This window comes from Segeticoccus rhizosphaerae (assembly GCF_005222685.1).
Classification (GTDB): Bacteria; Actinomycetota; Actinomycetes; order Actinomycetales; family Dermatophilaceae; genus Segeticoccus; species Segeticoccus rhizosphaerae.
Genome location: NZ_SWMA01000003.1, coordinates 186,406 through 204,090, shown reverse-complemented (window position 1 = coordinate 204,090; position 17,685 = coordinate 186,406). Strand labels below are relative to the sequence as shown.

Annotated in this window: 16 protein-coding genes; 8 read left to right on the top strand and 8 right to left on the bottom strand. The window is 66.4% G+C overall.

Annotation, left to right across the window (positions count from 1 at the left end):
* Positions 1 to 26: 26 nt before the first annotated feature.
* The 6 genes from FCN22_RS03810 to FCN22_RS03785 all read right to left on the bottom strand — a co-directional run bounded on the left by FCN22_RS03810 (position 27) and on the right by FCN22_RS03785 (position 5,935).
* Entirely contained in the window at positions 27 to 860 is an 834-nt protein-coding gene (locus FCN22_RS03810; RefSeq protein ID WP_137120189.1) for an alcohol dehydrogenase catalytic domain-containing protein, read from the bottom strand.
* Positions 860 to 1,729, bottom strand: a complete 870-nt coding sequence (locus FCN22_RS03805) for a sugar phosphate isomerase/epimerase family protein (protein WP_137120188.1) — start codon at positions 1,727 to 1,729, stop codon at positions 860 to 862. Before FCN22_RS03805 ends, FCN22_RS03810 begins: the two co-directional genes overlap by 1 nt.
* Before the next feature lie 19 nt (positions 1,730 to 1,748).
* Positions 1,749 to 2,756 carry an NAD(P)-dependent alcohol dehydrogenase gene (locus FCN22_RS03800; RefSeq protein ID WP_137120187.1) on the bottom strand — a complete coding sequence of 336 codons (1,008 nt, stop codon included), beginning with the start codon at positions 2,754 to 2,756 and terminating at the stop codon, positions 1,749 to 1,751.
* A gap of 33 nt (positions 2,757 to 2,789) precedes the next feature.
* Positions 2,790 to 4,049 carry a sugar ABC transporter permease gene (locus FCN22_RS03795; protein ID WP_137120186.1) on the bottom strand — a complete coding sequence of 420 codons (1,260 nt, stop codon included), beginning with the start codon at positions 4,047 to 4,049 and terminating at the stop codon, positions 2,790 to 2,792.
* Entirely contained in the window at positions 4,046 to 4,912 is an 867-nt protein-coding gene (locus tag FCN22_RS03790) for an ATP-binding cassette domain-containing protein (protein WP_238384496.1), read from the bottom strand. The genes FCN22_RS03795 and FCN22_RS03790 overlap by 4 nt, the downstream gene beginning before the upstream one ends.
* Positions 4,913 to 4,987: 75 nt before the next feature.
* Positions 4,988 to 5,935, bottom strand: coding sequence for an ABC transporter substrate-binding protein (locus tag FCN22_RS03785; protein ID WP_202911379.1), 948 nt, complete (start codon positions 5,933 to 5,935; stop codon positions 4,988 to 4,990).
* 417 nt (positions 5,936 to 6,352) lie between these two features.
* Here FCN22_RS03785 and FCN22_RS03780 point away from each other — a divergent pair, with 417 nt between their 5' ends.
* Together FCN22_RS03780 and FCN22_RS03775 are read left to right on the top strand one after the other, a co-directional pair.
* Positions 6,353 to 7,381: a LacI family DNA-binding transcriptional regulator gene (locus FCN22_RS03780; protein ID WP_238384495.1), complete on the top strand. Its 1,029-nt coding sequence runs from the start codon at positions 6,353 to 6,355 to the stop codon at positions 7,379 to 7,381.
* Positions 7,382 to 7,448: 67 nt separating this feature from the next.
* Complete coding sequence (locus FCN22_RS03775) at positions 7,449 to 8,957, top strand: FGGY-family carbohydrate kinase (protein WP_137120183.1); 1,509 nt, start codon at positions 7,449 to 7,451, stop codon at positions 8,955 to 8,957.
* Between the two features lie 58 nt (positions 8,958 to 9,015).
* Here the strand turns inward: FCN22_RS03775 and FCN22_RS03770 are convergent, their stop codons facing one another.
* Positions 9,016 to 9,603, bottom strand: coding sequence for a cupin domain-containing protein (locus FCN22_RS03770; RefSeq protein ID WP_137120182.1), 588 nt, complete (start codon positions 9,601 to 9,603; stop codon positions 9,016 to 9,018).
* Between the two features lie 139 nt (positions 9,604 to 9,742).
* Between FCN22_RS03770 and FCN22_RS03765 the strand changes: the two genes are divergently transcribed.
* The 5 genes from FCN22_RS03765 to FCN22_RS03745 are packed head-to-tail and all read left to right on the top strand — an operon-like array spanning position 9,743 to position 14,890.
* Positions 9,743 to 10,663 (top strand): ABC transporter substrate-binding protein, encoded by a 921-nt coding sequence (locus tag FCN22_RS03765; RefSeq protein ID WP_162308124.1) that lies wholly within the window; start codon positions 9,743 to 9,745, stop codon positions 10,661 to 10,663.
* Positions 10,664 to 10,668: 5 nt separating this feature from the next.
* Positions 10,669 to 11,571, top strand: a complete 903-nt coding sequence (locus FCN22_RS03760; RefSeq protein ID WP_137120180.1) for an amino acid ABC transporter permease — start codon at positions 10,669 to 10,671, stop codon at positions 11,569 to 11,571.
* Positions 11,568 to 12,335 (top strand): amino acid ABC transporter ATP-binding protein, encoded by a 768-nt coding sequence (locus FCN22_RS03755; RefSeq protein WP_274381537.1) that lies wholly within the window; start codon positions 11,568 to 11,570, stop codon positions 12,333 to 12,335. Before FCN22_RS03760 ends, FCN22_RS03755 begins: the two co-directional genes overlap by 4 nt.
* Before the next feature lie 4 nt (positions 12,336 to 12,339).
* A complete protein-coding gene (gene speB / locus FCN22_RS03750) occupies positions 12,340 to 13,302 on the top strand; it encodes an agmatinase (protein ID WP_137120179.1) in 963 nt (320 codons plus the stop codon).
* Positions 13,295 to 14,890 (top strand): thiamine pyrophosphate-binding protein, encoded by a 1,596-nt coding sequence (locus FCN22_RS03745; protein ID WP_137120178.1) that lies wholly within the window; start codon positions 13,295 to 13,297, stop codon positions 14,888 to 14,890. The genes speB and FCN22_RS03745 overlap by 8 nt, the downstream gene beginning before the upstream one ends.
* A 55-nt stretch (positions 14,891 to 14,945) precedes the next feature.
* Here the strand turns inward: FCN22_RS03745 and ggt are convergent, their stop codons facing one another.
* Positions 14,946 to 16,817: a gamma-glutamyltransferase gene (gene ggt / locus FCN22_RS03740; protein WP_137120177.1), complete on the bottom strand. Its 1,872-nt coding sequence runs from the start codon at positions 16,815 to 16,817 to the stop codon at positions 14,946 to 14,948.
* 184 nt (positions 16,818 to 17,001) lie between these two features.
* On the opposite strand from ggt, the gene FCN22_RS22070 reads away from it, so the two are divergent.
* Positions 17,002 to 17,619, top strand: coding sequence for a VOC family protein (locus tag FCN22_RS22070; RefSeq protein WP_238384494.1), 618 nt, complete (start codon positions 17,002 to 17,004; stop codon positions 17,617 to 17,619).
* Positions 17,620 to 17,685 lie beyond the last annotated feature (66 nt).

The window sequence follows — 17,685 nt, the reverse complement described above, 5'->3', positions numbered from 1 at the left end:
TGAGCGAAGGATCCCCTGACGGTCAACTACCGCCGGAAGATGTCGTAGGGGCTCCAGGCCAGGCGGTCGTCGGCGTCACACATTCCGTAGACGAAGACGGTCCCGTCAATCGCCACCAGCTCCGGCAGCATGTCCACCACGGAGACGGCGCCGGTCGCGTCGACGGCCACATCGAAGCCGTCGGGTGCCAACTCGAGCAGAGTCTGCTTGGCGCTCTCGGCGTCGCGAGTGATCTGCACGACGCGGTCGACGCCGAATGACTCTGCGAGTTCGAGTTTGAAGGCGGTCGGTGCTGCCACCGTGACCCGGCCGGCACCGCCATGCACCAGGAGTTGGGCCAGCAGTTGGCCGGTGGTACCGGAGCCCACCAGGAGTACGTCAGCGCCAGGCCGCAGCTGAAGGATGTCCATCCCGTGCACGGCGCAGGCAAGCGGCTCCGCGAAAACGGCAACGTCATCGGCCAGGTCGCCGGCAGGGTAGACCTTGTGTGCCGGGCTGACCAGCGACTCTGCGAAGCCGCCCGGAGCGTTGACGCCGAGCGACAGGAACGCTTTGCAGAAGAGCGGTCGTCCGCGAGTACATTCGCGGCAGCGACCGCAGGCCGAGGCGTTGTCCACCACGACCCGTTGTCCAGGCTCGAAACCGTCCACGCCCGCCCCGACCTCCCGAACGACTCCAACGCTCTCGTGCCCGGGTGTCAACGGGAACGTGGCGAAGAAGCCGCCCTCGTGCAGGTGCAGGTCGGTACCGCACAGTCCGGCGAGGTGCACGTCGACGACGACCTGACCAGGGTCAGCGACCGGACGCGGCACGTCCCGCACCGCGAAGCTGCGAGGAGCGTCGTAGACGACGGCACGCATCAGTGCATGGCAATCGACTCGACGCTGCGCAACTGGTTCCGGATGAAGCTGTTGGCGTGCTGTCCGAGGTCCTCGCCGTCCTGCCAGAGGTTGCGCCAGGCGCCGAGCATCGAGCTGAGTTCGGGGTGCACAACCGTGGACGAGAACGACTCGAACACCACCGGACCGTCGTAGTCCACCGTGGCCAGGGCACGGAAGAAGGAATCGAAGTCCACCGTGCCCGAGCCGAGGTAGCCTCGGTGGCTCTCCCCGATGTGCACGTATCCGAGCCTGTCGGCCACGGCGAGTACCGGCGAGAACATGTCCGGCTCCTCGATGTTCATGTGATACGTGTCCAGGTGCACCACCAAGTTGTCCGACTTCGCCTCCTCTACGTAGGCCAGCGCTTGGCGACCCGTGTTGAGCAGGTTGGACTCGTAACGGTTCACCACCTCCACACCGACCCGGATCCCGAGCTCAGCCCCTCGCTCCGCGATGCGACCGATGGCGTCGATACTGTGCTGGCGGTTCGTCGGCGTCGCAGGAGCCATGTACTTGCGCATGGCGCAGTAGATGACTCCGACGAGGTGCGTGCCGCCAGCGTCACTGAGGAACTCCAGGCACCGCCCCAGCAAAGCCTCCCCGGCCGAGACGACTTGGTCGTCCTCGCTGGAGACGTCGGTCTGCTCGGAGAGTCCCAACGAGGCTGTGACTGCGAGGCCGGCTTGCTCGGCCATGCGGCGTACGGCAGACCCGTCCGCTTTGTCGGGGTCCATGAGCGGGATCTCGACCAGGTCGAATCCCGCGGCGGCCGTGCGCGCGATGGCCCGCTGCAGGCCCGCATCGTCGAACTCGCCGGTCCACACCGAGCCGTGGCAACCGATCAACATGTGTACTCCCGTGGTGGGTTCATTTCTGGGGATGGACCACGGCCTTGACCGAGTCGCCGACCCGGCCGCTCAAGGTCAACGCATCCGCAGCCTCCTCCAGAGGGAAGTGGTGAGTGACCAGGGGCTTGACGTCAACGCGGCCGGAGGACACCAGCTCGATCGCGGTCGGCCAGGTGTGGTTGTAGCGGTTGACGAGGCTCAGCGACAGCTCGTTGACGTTGAGTTGCGACAGCGGCAGCCCGATAGACCCCTCCTTGCTCATCCCGATCATGGCCGCGCGCCCTCCTGGCCGCAGCCGCCGCATACCGTTGGCGAGCACGCCGGGAGCTCCCGAACACTCGAGCAGCACATCGAAGCGTCGTTCGCTGGGCACCTCGCTGCGTTCGATCTCGAAGCCCATCTCCTTCGCCAGCCCGAGCCGAAAGTCGGAGATGTCGGTGATGGTCACCGTGCCCCCGCCGAAGGCGCGGGCGACGGCAGCTGACAGCAGCCCGACAGGTCCGGCGCCCGTGACCAGCACGTCGTCACCCGGCTCGAGGTTCGCCCGCCGGCAACCCCAGATGCCCACCGAGAGCGGTTCCAGCAGGGCCCCCTCCTCATAGGTCATGTCGTCAGGGATCGGGTAGAGGTTGCGCGCGTCGATGGCCATCCGCTCGACAAGTGCTCCGTCGTACGGTGGTGTGGCGAGGAACACCAGGTCGGGGCACAGGTGATAGCGACCGGCCATGCACTCTCGGCAGTCACGGCACGGCGTGCCCGGCTCAATCGCCACGCGGTCACCGACAGCGACATTCGTGACCTCGCTGCCGACCTCTACCACCTGGCCGGACACCTCGTGACCAAGGATGATCGGCCCGTCAACCACATAGTCACCGATCCGACCCACCTTGTAGTACGCGGTATCCGATCCGCACACTCCGACGGCCTCGATGCGCACGACCGCCTCCCGCGGCCCGGGAGCTGGATCGGGGACCTCCCGCACCTCGATGTGCTCGAGTTCGGTCATGACGGCAGCACGGTTCGACATGGGAATCTTCCTCTTGTTGGCTCGTATGCCGGGTCATGCCCGACCGTGCGAGGCGCGTGACTTGCGGGCCAGCGAGTCGATCGCCACGGCGACCGCGAGCACCAGCCCGGTGATGACGAAGCGGTACGACGAGTCCAGGTTGAGCAAGGTCAGGCCGCTCGCGATGGACGCGATGACGAGGGTGCCAAGGAGCGCGGAAAAGGCGCTGCCGCGACCTCCGAAGAGGCTGGTTCCACCGATGACCGCGGCGGCGATGGCATTGAGGTTGACGTCGCCGGTGCCGCTGCTCAAGTTCGCCGAAGCGAGCCGGCCAGCAGCGAGGATGCCGCCGACGCAGGCCAGCAGTGAGCACAGCATGAACGCGCTGAGGTAGATGTTGCGCACGTTGATCCCCGACCGGCGCGCCGCCTCGACGTTGCCGCCCACGGCCAGCAGCGAGCGACCCCACTTGGTTCGGGTGATCCCGTAGTTCATGAGCAGCACGAGCGCGACGAAGAAGACCACCATCCAGCCCACGCCGCGGGACCGGTTGAGGTACCAGAAGAACGCCTCGAGCCCGACGAGCAGCGCCAGCGAGCGAACGATCAACGCGTTGATCGAGCGCGCAGACAAGTTGGCCTTTCGGCGCCGAAGACGGGTTTCGTAGCCGGCAAGGAACACTGCCAGGGCCGCGAGCCCAGCCAACAGGTAGGACAACCACGCCGGCACGAAGTCCAGTTGGGCGAAGCCGACGAGCGTGGAGTCGAATGGCAGGTTGACCGAGCCCTGGTCACCGAGGATGGCGAGCTGCAGGCCAAGGAAGGCGAGTAGCCCCGCGAGCGAGGAGACGAAGCTCGGCATGCCGAAGCGGGTCAGGAGCACTCCGAACAGCAGGCCGATCGCAACGGCGATCGCACATGCCACCACGCAGGCGAGGATCCAGTTCCAGCCGTGCCGTACGAAGAGCACGGCAACCACGGCAGCCGAGAAGCCGCTGACCGAGCCGACGGAAAGGTCGATCTCTCCAACGAGCAGCACACAGACGATGCCGAGCGAGATGATCCCGACCGCACACGAGTCCAGGGTGAGGTTGACCAAGTTGCCGCTGGACAGGAAGACCGAGTTGAGCGACTGGAAGATCGCACAGATCACGACCAAGCCGATGATGACGGGAAGCGCCCCTACATCCCCAGCACGCATGCTGCGTACGAAGGAGGCGAGGGCACCTGCGACACCTTCGCTCTGCCGCAGCCGTTCGTCGGTCTGATCGAGTGCGCGCCGCGGAGGGGCCGCGTTGGAGGTTGGCGTGGTCATCGGACCTCTCCCTTGTCAGTGCTCTCCTCGGTCGGCACCACATGGCCGGCCGGCGCGTCTTCGCGTGACCCGGCGATCCGGTCGCGTCGACGGGTCACGACGTTGTCGGTCGCGCCCGTGATGGCGGCAACGACATCTTCGGAGGTGACTGACACCGCATCGAATTCGCCGTTGTTGCGCCCCAGGCGCAGGACGATGATCCGATCGGCGACCGCCCGGACGTCCTCCATGTTGTGACTGACCATGACCACGCCGAGCCCGCGCTCGCGCAGTCGCTCGATGAGGTCCAGAACCTCGGCGGTCTGGGCCACACCCAGCGCCGCGGTCGGCTCGTCGAGGACGATGATCTTCGGGTCACCCAGGAGCGATCTCGCGATGGCGACGGTTTGTCGTTGACCACCCGACAGCGAGGCGATCGCTATGCGCACCGTGGGGATGCGCGCCGAGAGTTGTTGCAGCAGCTCCCACGCCTTGACCTCCATGCCGGTCTCATCGAGCCGCATCGGGCTGAGCTCCCGACCCAGGAACAGATTGTCGACGACACTGAGGTTCTCGCACAGCGCAAGGTCCTGGAAGACCGTGGCGACGCCCAGGCGAATCGCCGCGCTCGGGTCAGGGATCTGGACGGGCGAGCCGTCGAAGGTGATCGTGCCGGCATCAGGTTGGTGCACTCCGGCGAGGACCTTGACCAACGTCGACTTGCCGGCTCCGTTGTCGCCCACGATCGCGACCACCTCGCCGGCCTCCACATCAAGGTCGATGTCGGTGAGCGCATTGACCGCTCCGAAGGTCTTGGTCACCCCGCGCATACTGAGCAACGCGGTCTTCCGGTTGGTCGGGCTGACCTGGGGCATGGTGTCCATCTGCTCACTCCCACGAAGGTCTTGCGCTTCTCGAGGGCCCTCCCGCCGGTCACCCGGACCGGCGGGAGGGGCGGCTCACTGGATTCCGAGCTTCTTGCAGCCCTTGACGTATGCGCCGGTGCACAGATCCTTGGCGGGAGTGATGCCCTTGTCCACGACCTCGGACTTCAGATTCTTCGCGGTGATCAGCATCGGCTGGTAGAGCTTCGTCGGCGACCCGAAGAGGGTGTCGCTCGCCTCCGGCTTCTCACCGTTGATCAGCTTGACCGCCACCTCGGCAGCCGCGCCACCGACGATCTCACTCGGCTTGCTGATGGTGTTGTACTGATCGCCCGAGATGATCAGCTGAAGTCCCGCCACGGTGGCGTCATTGCCACTGACTGGTGGGTTCGGATTGACTCCAGCGGCCTTGAAGGCGGCGATGGTTCCACCTCCGGTGCCATCGTTGGCGGCCACGACGCCCACAATCTTCTTGCCGAACCTCGAGATCTGACCCGAGGCCCACTTCTGTGCGTTCTCCGGCTTCCAGTCGATGGTGTCGTACTCGGCCAGCACCGGAACGCCACTGTTGTCGACACCCTCGTGGATGCCCTTCTTGATCAAGCCGGCGGCCGCGTCGGTCGGGGAGCCGTTGACGATCAGGATCCCAGATCCTGCGGGCACCTTGTTGGTCTTGACCTTCTCGATGAGCGAGGTGGCGATCTTCTTCCCGATCTCCTCGTTGTCGAACGAGACGTAGAAGTCGACCTTGGCCTTTGGGATGGGGCGGTCGTAGGCGATCACCTTGACGTCCTGAGCATGCGCCGCGTTGACCAGCGAGACGGCGGCAGCGGAGTCGACTGGGTCAAGCACGATCACCTTGGCGCCCTGGGTGATCGCGGAGTTGAACTGCTGTTGCTGCTTGTCCGCGCTGCCATCGGCATTGTTGTACAGAGGGGTGCAGTCGCTGCACAGCTCCTTGAGCCTCTTCTCGAAGCCTGGTCGGTCGTGCAGCTCGTAACGTGTAGATCCCGTGTCAGGCATCAAGAAGGCGACCTTTGCCGCCTTGCTGCCGCCGGAACCAGCGGAACCAGCGGAACCACCGGCGTCGGAACCCCCATCTCCACCGGAGCCTCCGTTGTCGCTGCTACCGCAGGCCGCCGTGGTGGCAGCCAGCAGGAGCGCTCCCGTCACGGCCAGGGTCCGCCGAGACCCCGCCCACTTCCTCGTTGTCATCCGATCCGGCATCCTCTGCGACCTCATGTCGGTCCCTTCTTGGACTCTGTTGCCCGCGGTGCTCAACCCGATTTTTGAATCGTGTCAAAGTTGGATATTCACGGAGATTAGTGACAGGTTTGGAACGTGTCAAGAGTCACATCGGAATCAGCTGAAGACGGTCGCCGACGCCCTGACGGCCGACCCAACCCTCCCATCGCCATGGGTTCTGGACGTCGTCCACGGGTGGGCATCAAGGATGTGGCCAGGCTCGCTGGCGTCTCCCAAGGGACCGTCTCGCACGTCCTGAATCACCCCGACCGGGTGAGCCCGGGGAAGACGGCTGCCGTCGAGGCGGCGATCGCGCAACTCGGTTTTGTCCGGAACGAGCCGGCCAGGCAACTGCGAGCCGGCTACTCCAACACCGTGGGACTGCTTCTGCTCGATGCCTGGAACCCCGGCTTCATGGATCTTGCCCGAGGCGTGGAAGACGCCACGGCCGAACGGGGCTGGACGGTGCTGATCTCCAACAGTGGCCGTGACATAAGCAGGGAGAAGACGTACCTCCGGCTGTTTGCGGAGGGGCGTGTGGCTGGCCTGATCGTCATCCCCCACGACGAGTCCGCCGATGGTCTCCATCGGATCCGGACGGGCGGCATTCCTGTCGTTGTCGTGGACCGTGCCGAAAGCGGTGAGCACAGGCTCTCGGTGGCAGTCGACGATGTGACCGGTGGCCGCGACGCTGCACGGCATCTCATCGAGCTCGGGCACCGTCACCTGGCGTTCGTCGGGGACGAACTGACGGCTGCGCCAGTGCACGACCGGCTCGCCGGTGTCCGGAGGGCGGTGGATGAGGCGGTCGGTGAGGGGCTCGACGTACGACTCGAGGTGATCCCCGCCGAGCTGACCGTCGAGGCGGGTCGCGAAGTGGGCGAACGTCTCGCGAAGCTTCCCGCCAAACGCAGGCCGACCGCCGTGTCCGCCGCCATTGACCTGCTGGCGTTCGGGGTCCTGCAATCACTGCTGTCGCATGGCCTTCGTGTGCCTGATGACGTGTCGTTGATGGGGTACGACGACATCCCGTTCGCCAGGCAGCTCTCGGTCTCCCTGACCAGTGTTCGTCGACCTCACTACGAGATGGGCACGACGGCGGCTCATCTGCTGACCGATGTCCTGACCGGCGCTACGCCGCAAGACCGACATGTTGTCTTCGAGCCGGAGCTCGTCGTACGGGCATCCACCGCCGGACCAGCCGACTACAAGGAGGGCACATGAAGCACCACCGGGAACCAACTCCTTACCGACTCCCCCGTGACACCCCCTTGTGCCATCGGCGTCACGCATGAGTGGCCAGTACCTGCTGGGCATCGACCTCGGCACGGCCAGCAGCAAGGGGGTGCTGGCGACGCCTGACGGCGACATCGTGGCGACCGTGACTCGTCCCCGCCCGCACAGCATGTCGCTGCCCGCGCCAGGGTGGGCGGAGATGGACTCGGGGACCTGGTGGGAGGACGTCGTCGAGATCTCCCGGGAACTCACGGAGCGAGTTGGATCCGACGCAGTCGCAGCGATCACCGTCAGCGGTGTAGGTCCCTGCCTACTGCTGACCGATGCAGCCGGCGCCCCCGTACGCCCCGCGATCCTCTACGGGATCGACATGCGGGCCACCGCGGAGATCGATGAACTGACTCGGAGACTCGGCGCAGCCGCTGTGCTCGAGCGATGTGCGACGCCCTTGACCACGCAGGCAGTCGGGCCGAAAGCCCTCTGGGTGCAGCGTCACGAGCCGGAGACCTGGGACCGCGCGGCGCGATGGTTCAACTCCAGCTCGTATGTCGCCTTCCGGCTCACTGGCGAGTACATCCTCGACCATCACACCGCCAGCCAGAGCGTGCCGCTCTACGACATTCATTCCGAGTCCTGGCACCAGCCCTGGTATGACCAGGTGATGGGTTCGATGCCTCAACCCCGACTCGCATGGCCGGCCGAGGTGGTCGGCTCGGTGACTGCGCGCGCAGCGGAGCAGACGGGGCTCCGACCCGGCACTCCAGTGTGCGCTGGCACCGTGGACGCGTGGGCCGAAGCGCTCAGTGGCGGCGCACGAAAGCCCGGTGACCTGATGCTGATGTATGGCTCGACGATGTTCTTCGTCCAACAACTGCGCGCCGTCGCGCCCCACCCGCAACTGTGGAACACGGTGGGTGTCGAACCGGGGAGCCGCTGCCTGGCTGCGGGGATGTCGACGTCAGGAAGTTTGACCGACTGGCTACGCCAACTGGTCGGCGGCGTTCCATTCGAGACGCTCGTCGAGGAGGCAGCGGCGGCCCCGGCTGGCGCTGACGGGTTGCTCCTCCTCCCGTACTTCGCCGGCGAGCGCACCCCGATCTTCGATCGCCACGCCCGTGGCGTGATCGCGGGTCTCACGTTGCGACATCGACGCGGCCACTTGTTCCGAGCCGTCTACGAGGGCATCGCCTTCGGCATCCGCCAGATCCTCGAACTTCTTGACACACCGGCCAATCCGGTCCAGCGACTCATTGCAGTTGGTGGCGGCACGCAGGGTCGGCTTTGGACCCAGATCGTCAGCGATGTCACCGGTCGGGAGCAGGACGTCCCCGAGCAAACCATCGGTGCCAGCTACGGCGACGCCCTGATGTCGGCAATCGGTAGCGGGCTGGCGTCCGCGGACACCGATTGGTCCCGCGTCGACCACGTCATCAGTCCGGACGCAACGGTTCGGCCACTGTATGACGAGCTCTTCGACCACTACGAGTCCCTGTACCCAGCCACCCGAGAACAGGCGCATGCGTTGGCCCGCCTGCAAGGCACTGCTTGGGACACCGACGCCTGACACCGAAGCTGGTGAACCCGGGCTCGTCCACATTGTGTGGCGGATGGCGTCGATCCGCTCAGGCGCTTCCACTCCAGGGAGCCGGCACGAGGATCCAGAGCAGCTCTGCCTTCCTGGTGTCACTGACGTTGGTCCAGGTGTGTGGCTCGCCCCCGGGGAACGTCAAGGCGTCTCCTGCGGTGAGCCGCTGGGTGTGGTCGTTGAAGACGAGGTCGACGGCTCCCTTGAGGACGTGGACGATTTCGACTTGGCAGTTGATGGTGTAGAGCTCCCTGCCGCCGGTGCCCCCTGGCTCTGCTGTGGTGTGCACCAGTTGGAGGTGGGACTGGGACCGCGGCGTCATCAGTCGCTCGTCAACGCCCGCGCCGCCGAGGTTGATGGCCGGCGCCGACCTGTGTCGCACCAGCGCGACGTCCGGCGAGCTGAAGAGCGTCCCGACATCCAGACTCATGACCTGGCAGAGCGTGATCAATGATGCCACGCTCAGTGACGTCTCATCGCGCTCGATCCGACTGAGGAAGCCCTTGGTGAGCCCCGCCGCCCCAGCCAGTTGTTCCAACGTGAAGCCATTGGCCTTGCGGGCAGCCCGCAACTTGGCGCCGATGCGGACGCCGTCATTCGTGGGCGAGACGGGCAAGGGCTTCATGGTCGATGTCTCCACTTCTTCTGCGGTGCGGAAGTTTCGGTCAATCCCGCCGTAACCCTTGACAACGCAAGCGCTGGCACTGACCCTTGACACGCAACTTCTGTTGTCTCAGACGAAACAATATCCCATGGAGACCACCATGCAGCTACGTCATCTGGTTCTCGTCGGCGCCCTGGCAACCACGGTGGTGGCGGCAGGGTGTTCCGCCCCGGACGAGGGCGGTGGTGCGGGGGCCACGGCGGGCAGCACGCCCTCCAGCGCCCAGGTCAAGAGCCTGCAGAAGGATGACTCCATCGCGGCCAAGTTGCCGAAGGACATCGCCGGGTCCGGCGTGGTCAAGGTGGCGTCAGGCGTGAGCTTCCCGCCGATGGAGTACTTCGCCAGCGACAACAAGACGGTGCTGGGCTTCGACGCCGACCTCGGGCGCGCACTCGCGCAGGTGCTCGGCGTCAAGTTCGAGTTCCACAACACCAACTTCGACGGGATCATCGGCGGACTCGACGCGGGACGCTATGACCTGTCCCTGACGAGCATGATCGACAAGAAGTCGCGACAGGGCACGGTCGACTTCGTCGACTACCTCCACTCGGGCGTGACCTTCATGGTCAAGCAGGGCAACCCCAAGAAGCTGACCAAGAAGCTCGACCTGTGTGGTGTCAAGGCAGCGGTGGAGAAGAGCTCCACCGGGGACCTCGCGGTGGACGACATCAGCAAGGCCTGCAAGAAGGACGGCAAGCAGGCGGTGAACAAGCTGCCCTTCCCCGACCAGGCCAGTGCAGTACAGGCGCTGCAGTCCGGGCGCGCGGACGCGGTGGTCGCGCTCGACCTGACGCTGGCCTACAACGTGAAGCAGGATCCGCAGTCCTTCGAGGTTCCCGCCAAGCCTTTTGGCACGTTGCCGGTCGGCATCCCCATCCCCAAGAAGGACCCGCAGCTTCGTGATGCGGTGCAAGCCGCGCTGAAGAAGGTCATCTCTTCAGGGGTCTACGACCAGCTCCTCGCGAAATGGAACCTTCAGGACCAGGCGCTCAAGACCGCGCCGATCAACTCTGGGACGTGACGGCGATGACGACCGACACCGCCACGCAGACAGAAACCGGCCACGCCGACGAGCCGATCGTTCGCCTGCGCCACCCGGGCCGCTGGGTCGCTGCGGCCGTGCTGTTGGTGCTGGCGGCGATGTTCGTCAACTTCGTGGTGACCTCACCGCAGCTGCGGCTCGACCTGGTGTGGGGCTACCTGTTCGAGAAGTCGGTCATGCGGGGCCTGGTGATGACTATCGAACTGACGGCAGTCGCGATGGCCGTCGGGATCGTGCTGGGGACGATCCTCGCGGTGATGCGCCTCTCGGAGAATCCCCTGCTGCGCGGTGCGGCGTCCGGCTACATCGGGCTCTTCCGGGGCACGCCGATCCTGGTCCAGCTGCTCTTCTGGTTCTTCTTGGGCACGGTGTTGCCCCAGATCAGCTTGGGCATCCCGTTCGGCCCGGAAGCGGTGACGTTCTCCACGAACACGTTGATCTCACCCTTCGCAGCGGCCATCCTCGGCCTTGGTCTGAACGAATCCGCCTACATGGCCGAGATCGTGCGTGCGGGGATCACCTCGGTGGACAAGGGGCAGACCGAGGCGGCAGAAGCCCTCGGGATGAGTCCCTGGATCAACTACCGCAGGGTGGTTCTGCCGCAGGCGGCACGCATCATCGTCCCGCCCGCCGCCAACGACACCATCTCCATGCTGAAGCTGACGTCCTTGTGCCTCGTGATCGGGCTGCCTGAGCTCACCACGACCGTGCAGTTGATCTACGGACGCAACTTCCAGCAGATCCCGCTGCTCATCGTGGCCAGCATCTGGTATCTCGTCCTCACCACCATCCTCACGCTCCTCCAGACGAGACTGGAACGACGCATGGCGCGCAGTTCGGCAGCCATGCCGGCAAAGCGATTCCGTCTGGCGTTGGGAGGGCGATGATGGCCACACCGATGGTGGATGCCCGTGCGGTGCGCAAGAAGTTCGGGGACCAGGAGGTCCTCAAGGGCATCGATCTCACCGTGGCGCCCGGCGAGGTGATCTCCCTGCTGGGGCCATCGGGTTCGGGCAAGAGCACGTTCCTACGCTGCATCAACCACCTCGAGCGGATCGATGGTGGGGAGATCAGCGTTGACGGTCAACTGGTGGGCTACCGGCGGCAGGGCGGCAAGAAGCACGAGCTGCGGCCTCGTGAGGTGGCCGCTGCCCGACGCAGCGTCGGAATGGTCTTTCAGCGATTCAACCTCTTCCCACACCGGACTGCGGTCGAGAACGTGATGGAGGCACCGGTCTTCGTCAAGAGGGAAAGCAAGGAAGCTGCCCGCAACAGGGCCCTGGCTCTGCTCGAGCAGGTCGGCTTGGCAGACCGGTCGGCCGCCTACCCCGCGCAGCTGTCAGGTGGTCAACAGCAGCGCGTCGCCATTGCCCGGGCCCTGGCCATGGAGCCCAGGCTCATGCTCTTTGACGAGCCGACATCGGCCCTCGACCCGGAGTTGGTCGGCGAGGTGCTCGACGTGATGAAGTCGCTCGCCGCAGGCGGCATGACGATGATCGTGGTCACCCACGAGATGGGCTTCGCACGCGAGGTCTGTGACCAGGTGGCCTTCATGGATGCCGGCGTCATCGTCGAACAAGGATCACCCAGTGGTCTCTTCACGAACCCCACCCATACCCGGACCAAGTCCTTCCTCTCCAAGGTGCTGTGATCACATGACTCACTCCTCTCCGCACGGTCCCGTCGACGCCACGGTGCATCCCCGGTTCGTCGGCCCGCCGACGTTTGCCCGGCTCCCACGGATCGACGAGGTGGCACGGGCCGACGTGGCGGTCGTCGGTGTGCCCTTCGACTCCGGCGTCAGCTACCGCCCCGGCGCCAGGTTTGGCCCTGCCCACGTCCGCGCGTCGTCCAAGCTGTTGCGCACCTACAACCCGGCCCAGCAGGTCGAGCCCTTCGCGCTCCAGCAGGTGGCCGACGCCGGTGACATCTCGTGCAACCCGTTCAACATCGAAGAGGCGATCGGCCAGATCGATGCGGGGGCACGGGATCTCGCGGCCACCGGGGCCAAGCTCATGACCATCGGAGGAGACCACACGATCGCGCTCCCGTTGCTGAGAGTCATGCACGAGGCTCACGGTCCGATCGCGGTGGTCCACTTCGACGCCCACCTCGACACCTGGGATACCTACTTCGGAGCTCCCCTGACGCACGGAACACCATTTCGCCGAGCCAGCGAGGAGGGGCTGATCGACAGGACCGGAAGCATGCACGTCGGAATCCGTGGCCCCCTCTACTCACCCCAGGACCTCGAAGACGACCAGGTCCTGGGATTTCAACTGGTGGGGTCCCCCGAGATGGATGACATCGGTTGGCGTGGCGTCGTGGAGCGGATCCGGTCCCGCGTGGGCGACCGGCCGACATACGTCTCGCTCGACATCGACGTCCTCGACCCGGCATTCGCGCCTGGCACGGGAACCCCCGAGGCCGGCGGCCTGACCAGCCGCGAGTTGCTGTCCATCCTGCGTTCGTTTGCCGAGCTCAACCTCGTCGGTGCCGACATCGTCGAAGTTGCACCGGCCTACGACCACGCCGAGGTGACGGGTATCGCCGCCGCGCACGCCGCCTACGAGCTCATCAGCGCCATGGCACCGCGGCCGGGGGCGGAGCGTGCCTGATTCCGTCACGGGAGGTGCCGCGGTCATCGACTCCCTGGTGGCCCAAGGGGTCCGAGCCGTCTTTGGCATCCCGGGCACGCACAACCTCGAGCTCTACCGCTACCTCCCGGACTCAGGGATCCGCCAGGTGGTGACCCGACACGAGCAAGGCGCGGGGTATGCCGCGGACGGGTATGCGCGCACGTCCGGCGGGCCCGGCGTCCTGATCACCACCTCCGGACCGGGCATCACCAATGCGATGACCGCCTTGGCGACGGCGTATGCCGACTCCGTCCCAGTGTTGGCCGTCTCGCCGGGTCCTCCACGAGGGCAGGTGGGTGCGGACGCCGGTTGGCTGCACGAGGTCAAGAACCAGCAAGGGGCTCTGGCCGCGGTCTGCGGGACCAGCATCCGCGTCGAAGCAGCCGACGAGGTGCCCGACGTCGTGTCCATGATCTTCGAGCGCTTCGCGTCCAACCGACCCAGACCCGTGCACCTGGAGGTGCCGGTGGACGTGCTCGAAGGAGACTGGGCCCGGCGCGACGTCCATCCCCGGCGGACGGCTCCGCCCACGGCGCCCTCCGGCGATGCACTTGCGACAGCTGCTCGCGTCCTTGCGACCGCGAAGTATCCCTTGGTGATCGCCGGAGGAGGCAGCCGAGGCGCCTCGGACCAGGTGACGGCTCTGGCGGACCGCGGTATTCCCGTATTGACGACGGTCAACGGCAAGGGGGTGGTGGACGAGGACCATCCTGCGGCGCTGGGAGCCTCACTACGACTGCCGTCCGCCCACACTGCCGCCAACGAGGCAGACGTCCTGGTCGTCGTCGGTAGCGAGCTCGGTGACTCCGATCTCTGGGGCGGCAAGATCGAGGCGGGCCGAGAAGGCGACCGCACCATCCTGCGGATCGACATCGAACCGGCCCAGCTGCACAAGAACGTGGCAGCCGACCTGCCGATCCTGGGCGACGCAGCCTTGGTACTCGACGGTCTGCTGGCCCGCCTCGGCGATGGTTCGGAGGTCCAGTGGGACCGAGGGATCGCTGGCCGGCACCGTGAGCGCATAGCGATCGAGGCGCGAATGGACGGCCATCCGTGGGCGGAGATGCAGCGTTCACTGGCAGAGGCGCTCCCGCCCGACACGGTGGTGGCGGGCGACAGCTCGCAGGTGACCTACTACGGCACGGTTCACCACTGGCCGTTCACGAGGGCCAATCGGCTCGTCTACCCCACCGGCTACGCGACTTTGGGCTATGGACTTCCAGCAGCGATCGGAGCCAAGGTGGCCGCTCCGTCCCGACCCGTGGTTGCGCTCTTCGGTGACGGGGCGGCGATGTTCAGCATCCAGGAGATCGTCACGGCGGTCGAGCAAGGTCTTTCCATCCCTGTCGTGGTCGTGGACAACGGCGGCTACCGAGAGATCCGCGACGAGATGGTTGTTCGGGGCATCGAGCCGCAGGCAGTCGACCTGACGCGTCCCGACTTCCCTGCGATGGCCAGGGCGATGGGCGCTCGCGGGGTCTCGGCGGATTCACCTGACGAGCTGGGCCCCTTGGCGGCCCAGGCGCTGGACGCAGGCCGGCCAACGCTCATCCATCTGAGCGTGTGAGTCCCCCCAGTCGCTCACGATGAGCCTCGTCGCTGGCCGGGCTTCCCGGCCGGCGTCAGCGTTGGTGCACCACCATGGCGGATCCGCCGCCTCGACGGACCGGCTCGGCGTCAGCGCGGAATCGATGGCCGGGTAGCAGCTCGACCGCAGTCGCGGCACCGATCTCCTTGTCGAGCTGGGTGGGGCCGGTCACCACGCTGAACTTCTGCCCGTGCTCCTTCTCGAGCCGGGTTGCGGCTCGCGAGTCGAGGAAGGCCTGTTCGGCGAAACTGGTCGGCGTGTTGAAGTTGCCCACCCGGGGCGCCTCGATCGCCTTCTCCATCGACATGCCGAAGTCGATCCGGTTGATCAGGATCTGCAGCACCGTCGTGATGATGGTGGCGCCGCCGGGGCTCCCTACCGCGAACACCGGCTTGCCGTCGCGCAGCACCACCGTCGGGTTCATGCTCGAGCGGGGGATCTTGCCGCCAGCGGGCAGGTTGACGTCGGGGACGTCCGGGCTGGCCGGCGCGAAGTCGAAGTCGGTCATCTCGTTGTTGAGCAGGAAGCCGTATCCGGGCACGGTCATCCCGGTGCCGGCGAAGTGCTCGATGGTGTTGGTGTAGGCCACCACGTTGCCCCATTTGTCGGCCGTCACGATGTTGTTCGTCGACTGCTCGTGGTCGGCGGATGCCGATGCCGCGGCCGTACGATCCGAACACCCGGCGTAGGGCCGGTAGGGGTCGCCCGGGGCGACGGGGCTGGTCGCTGCCCGGTCGGTGATCAGGCAGCGCCGCGTGGCCGCGAAGTCGGGATCGAGCAGCCCGTGCAGTGGCACATCCACGTAGTCCTGGTCGCCGACGTAGCGGTTGCGATCGGCGAAGGAATAGCGCAGCGACTCCAGGTAGTGGTGCAGCGCCAGCACGCGCGACTCACCGGACATGTCGTAGCCGGACAGGATGTTCAGCGCCTCACCGGTGGTGGAGCCTCCCGAGGAGGGCGGGGCCATCCCGTAGATGTCGAAGCCGCGATAGTTCACGTGAGTCGGGGCCGGCTCCTCGGCGCGGTAGCGCGCCAGGTCCTTCACGGTCATGATGCCGGGCCGCACCTGGAGCGGCGTGCCCTTCCACACCGGCGGGTGTTGCACGGTGTGGGCGATCGCCTTGGCGAGCGGACCGTCATACAAGAAGCTCGGGCCGGTGCGGGCCAGCTGCCGGTAGGTGCGGGCCAGGTCGGGATTGCGCAGTCTGGTGCCGACGGGAAGCGGCTGCCCGTGCTTGAGGAACAGCTTCCGGCTGGAGGTGAAGGCCTGCAGGTCGGCCAGCGACTCCTTGGTCTCCTGCACGAAGGTGTCGTCGACGATGAAGCCCCGCTGCGCCCGGTGGATCGCCGGGCGCAGGTCCTGAGCGAACCGCTTGGTGCCGTAGCGGCGCACCGCCTGCGCCCAGGTGGCCACCATGCCCGGGACACCGACAGCCAGCCCGGAGTGTCGAGCCTCCTCGAACTCCAGCGGTGCGCCGTTCTCGACGAACAGGTTCTTGGTGCAGGCGGCGGGGCAGGTCTCGCGACCGTCGATCGTGACGACCCGATGTTGCTTGGCCAGGTAGATCACCATGAAGCCGCCGCCACCCGGCCCGGCTACGAACGGCTCGGTCACCCCGAGAGTCGCCGCGGTGGCGATCGCCGCGTCGACGGCGTTGCCGCCGCGTCTCAGCACCGCGATGCCCGCCCGGGAAGCATCCGGGTCGACCGACGAGACCGCTCCACCCGTGCCGGTCGCGACCGGCTGCTTCGACTGTTCCCCCTGTAGGCCCGCGGGATGGGCGAGTTCTGGCTGGCCTGCCGCGACGGCGGTCTGACCTGCTGCGGCCACGGTCGCCACGGCGACTGCCGCCGCGCAGGTGCCGACGAAGACGCGGTGACGACGGAGACGGTGCGCAAGCGACATGGGTGCCTCTCCTTCACAGGGCGTAAAAGATCCACCCATCACCATGGCCCCGCTCCTCGACCGGCGCAACAGTTGTGCACCAGAACCTGCCGCACGCAGTCCTCGTCAACCGAAGGACCAGGCGTTCCTTCCATGGTGGGGTGTTGCGTGACGCAACGGTGGTGGTGGGCACAGGGAGCCGGACGTGCGACGCAAGATCGCGCTGTTCGTCGACGGGCTGGCGCAGCGACTCGCACGTTCCGCAAGGATCCACATCATGGTCCGCGACGGCCGGCACGTCGACGAGTCCCTCCAACCTGTCGGGGACCAGCTGTACCCGCAGGCAGTGCGAATCCAATTTTGTGGTTCGGCTGCGGCGTCACCCGGAGGGGGTGTATGCCGGGAGGCAGCTCATCAGGAGGACCCCATGCTGACCAGTGCATCCGTCACCGCCAACATCCCCGCCGCGGATCTGGCGCGTGCTCGATCGTTCTACGCCGACGTTCTGGGCCTGAGGCCGGCCACCGAGCTGGGCGACGCCGGAGTGCTGATCTACCACACCGACGGCGGGACCACCTTCAGCGTCTACCAGACCGACTACGCCGGTCAGGCCGGCCACACCATCGCCCAGTTCCACGTCGACGACGTCGTGGCAGAGGCGCGCGCCCTGCAAGCCAAGGGCGTCGCACTCGAGACCTATGACATGCCGGGCGTGGAGTGGGATGACGGCATCGCCGACATGGCCGGGATGGGCCACGCGGCCTGGTTCAAGGACAGCGAGGGCAACATCCTCTGCCTCGACTCCGGCTACCCGGAGGGGTGAGCCGTCAAGCCGCGAGTCGTCGCGAACGGGGCCCGGCGCCGACACCAGGGGCGACCGCGCTGAAGG

Coding starts and splice junctions, on each gene's coding strand:
- speB (WP_137120179.1), top strand. CDS start 12,340: ATGACTCACTCCTCTCCGCACGGTCCCGTCGACGCCACGGTGCATCCC.
- FCN22_RS03810 (WP_137120189.1), bottom strand. CDS start 860: ATGCGTGCCGTCGTCTACGACGCTCCTCGCAGCTTCGCGGTGCGGGAC.
- FCN22_RS03775 (WP_137120183.1), top strand. CDS start 7,449: ATGAGTGGCCAGTACCTGCTGGGCATCGACCTCGGCACGGCCAGCAGC.
- FCN22_RS03790 (WP_238384496.1), bottom strand. CDS start 4,912: ATGGACACCATGCCCCAGGTCAGCCCGACCAACCGGAAGACCGCGTTG.
- FCN22_RS03805 (WP_137120188.1), bottom strand. CDS start 1,729: ATGTTGATCGGTTGCCACGGCTCGGTGTGGACCGGCGAGTTCGACGAT.
- ggt (WP_137120177.1), bottom strand. CDS start 16,817: ATGTCGCTTGCGCACCGTCTCCGTCGTCACCGCGTCTTCGTCGGCACC.
- FCN22_RS03755 (WP_274381537.1), top strand. CDS start 11,568: ATGATGGCCACACCGATGGTGGATGCCCGTGCGGTGCGCAAGAAGTTC.
- FCN22_RS03760 (WP_137120180.1), top strand. CDS start 10,669: ATGACGACCGACACCGCCACGCAGACAGAAACCGGCCACGCCGACGAG.
- FCN22_RS03770 (WP_137120182.1), bottom strand. CDS start 9,603: ATGAAGCCCTTGCCCGTCTCGCCCACGAATGACGGCGTCCGCATCGGC.
- FCN22_RS03800 (WP_137120187.1), bottom strand. CDS start 2,756: ATGTCGAACCGTGCTGCCGTCATGACCGAACTCGAGCACATCGAGGTG.
- FCN22_RS03785 (WP_202911379.1), bottom strand. CDS start 5,935: ATGCCTGACACGGGATCTACACGTTACGAGCTGCACGACCGACCAGGC.
- FCN22_RS03795 (WP_137120186.1), bottom strand. CDS start 4,049: ATGACCACGCCAACCTCCAACGCGGCCCCTCCGCGGCGCGCACTCGAT.
- FCN22_RS03765 (WP_162308124.1), top strand. CDS start 9,743: ATGCAGCTACGTCATCTGGTTCTCGTCGGCGCCCTGGCAACCACGGTG.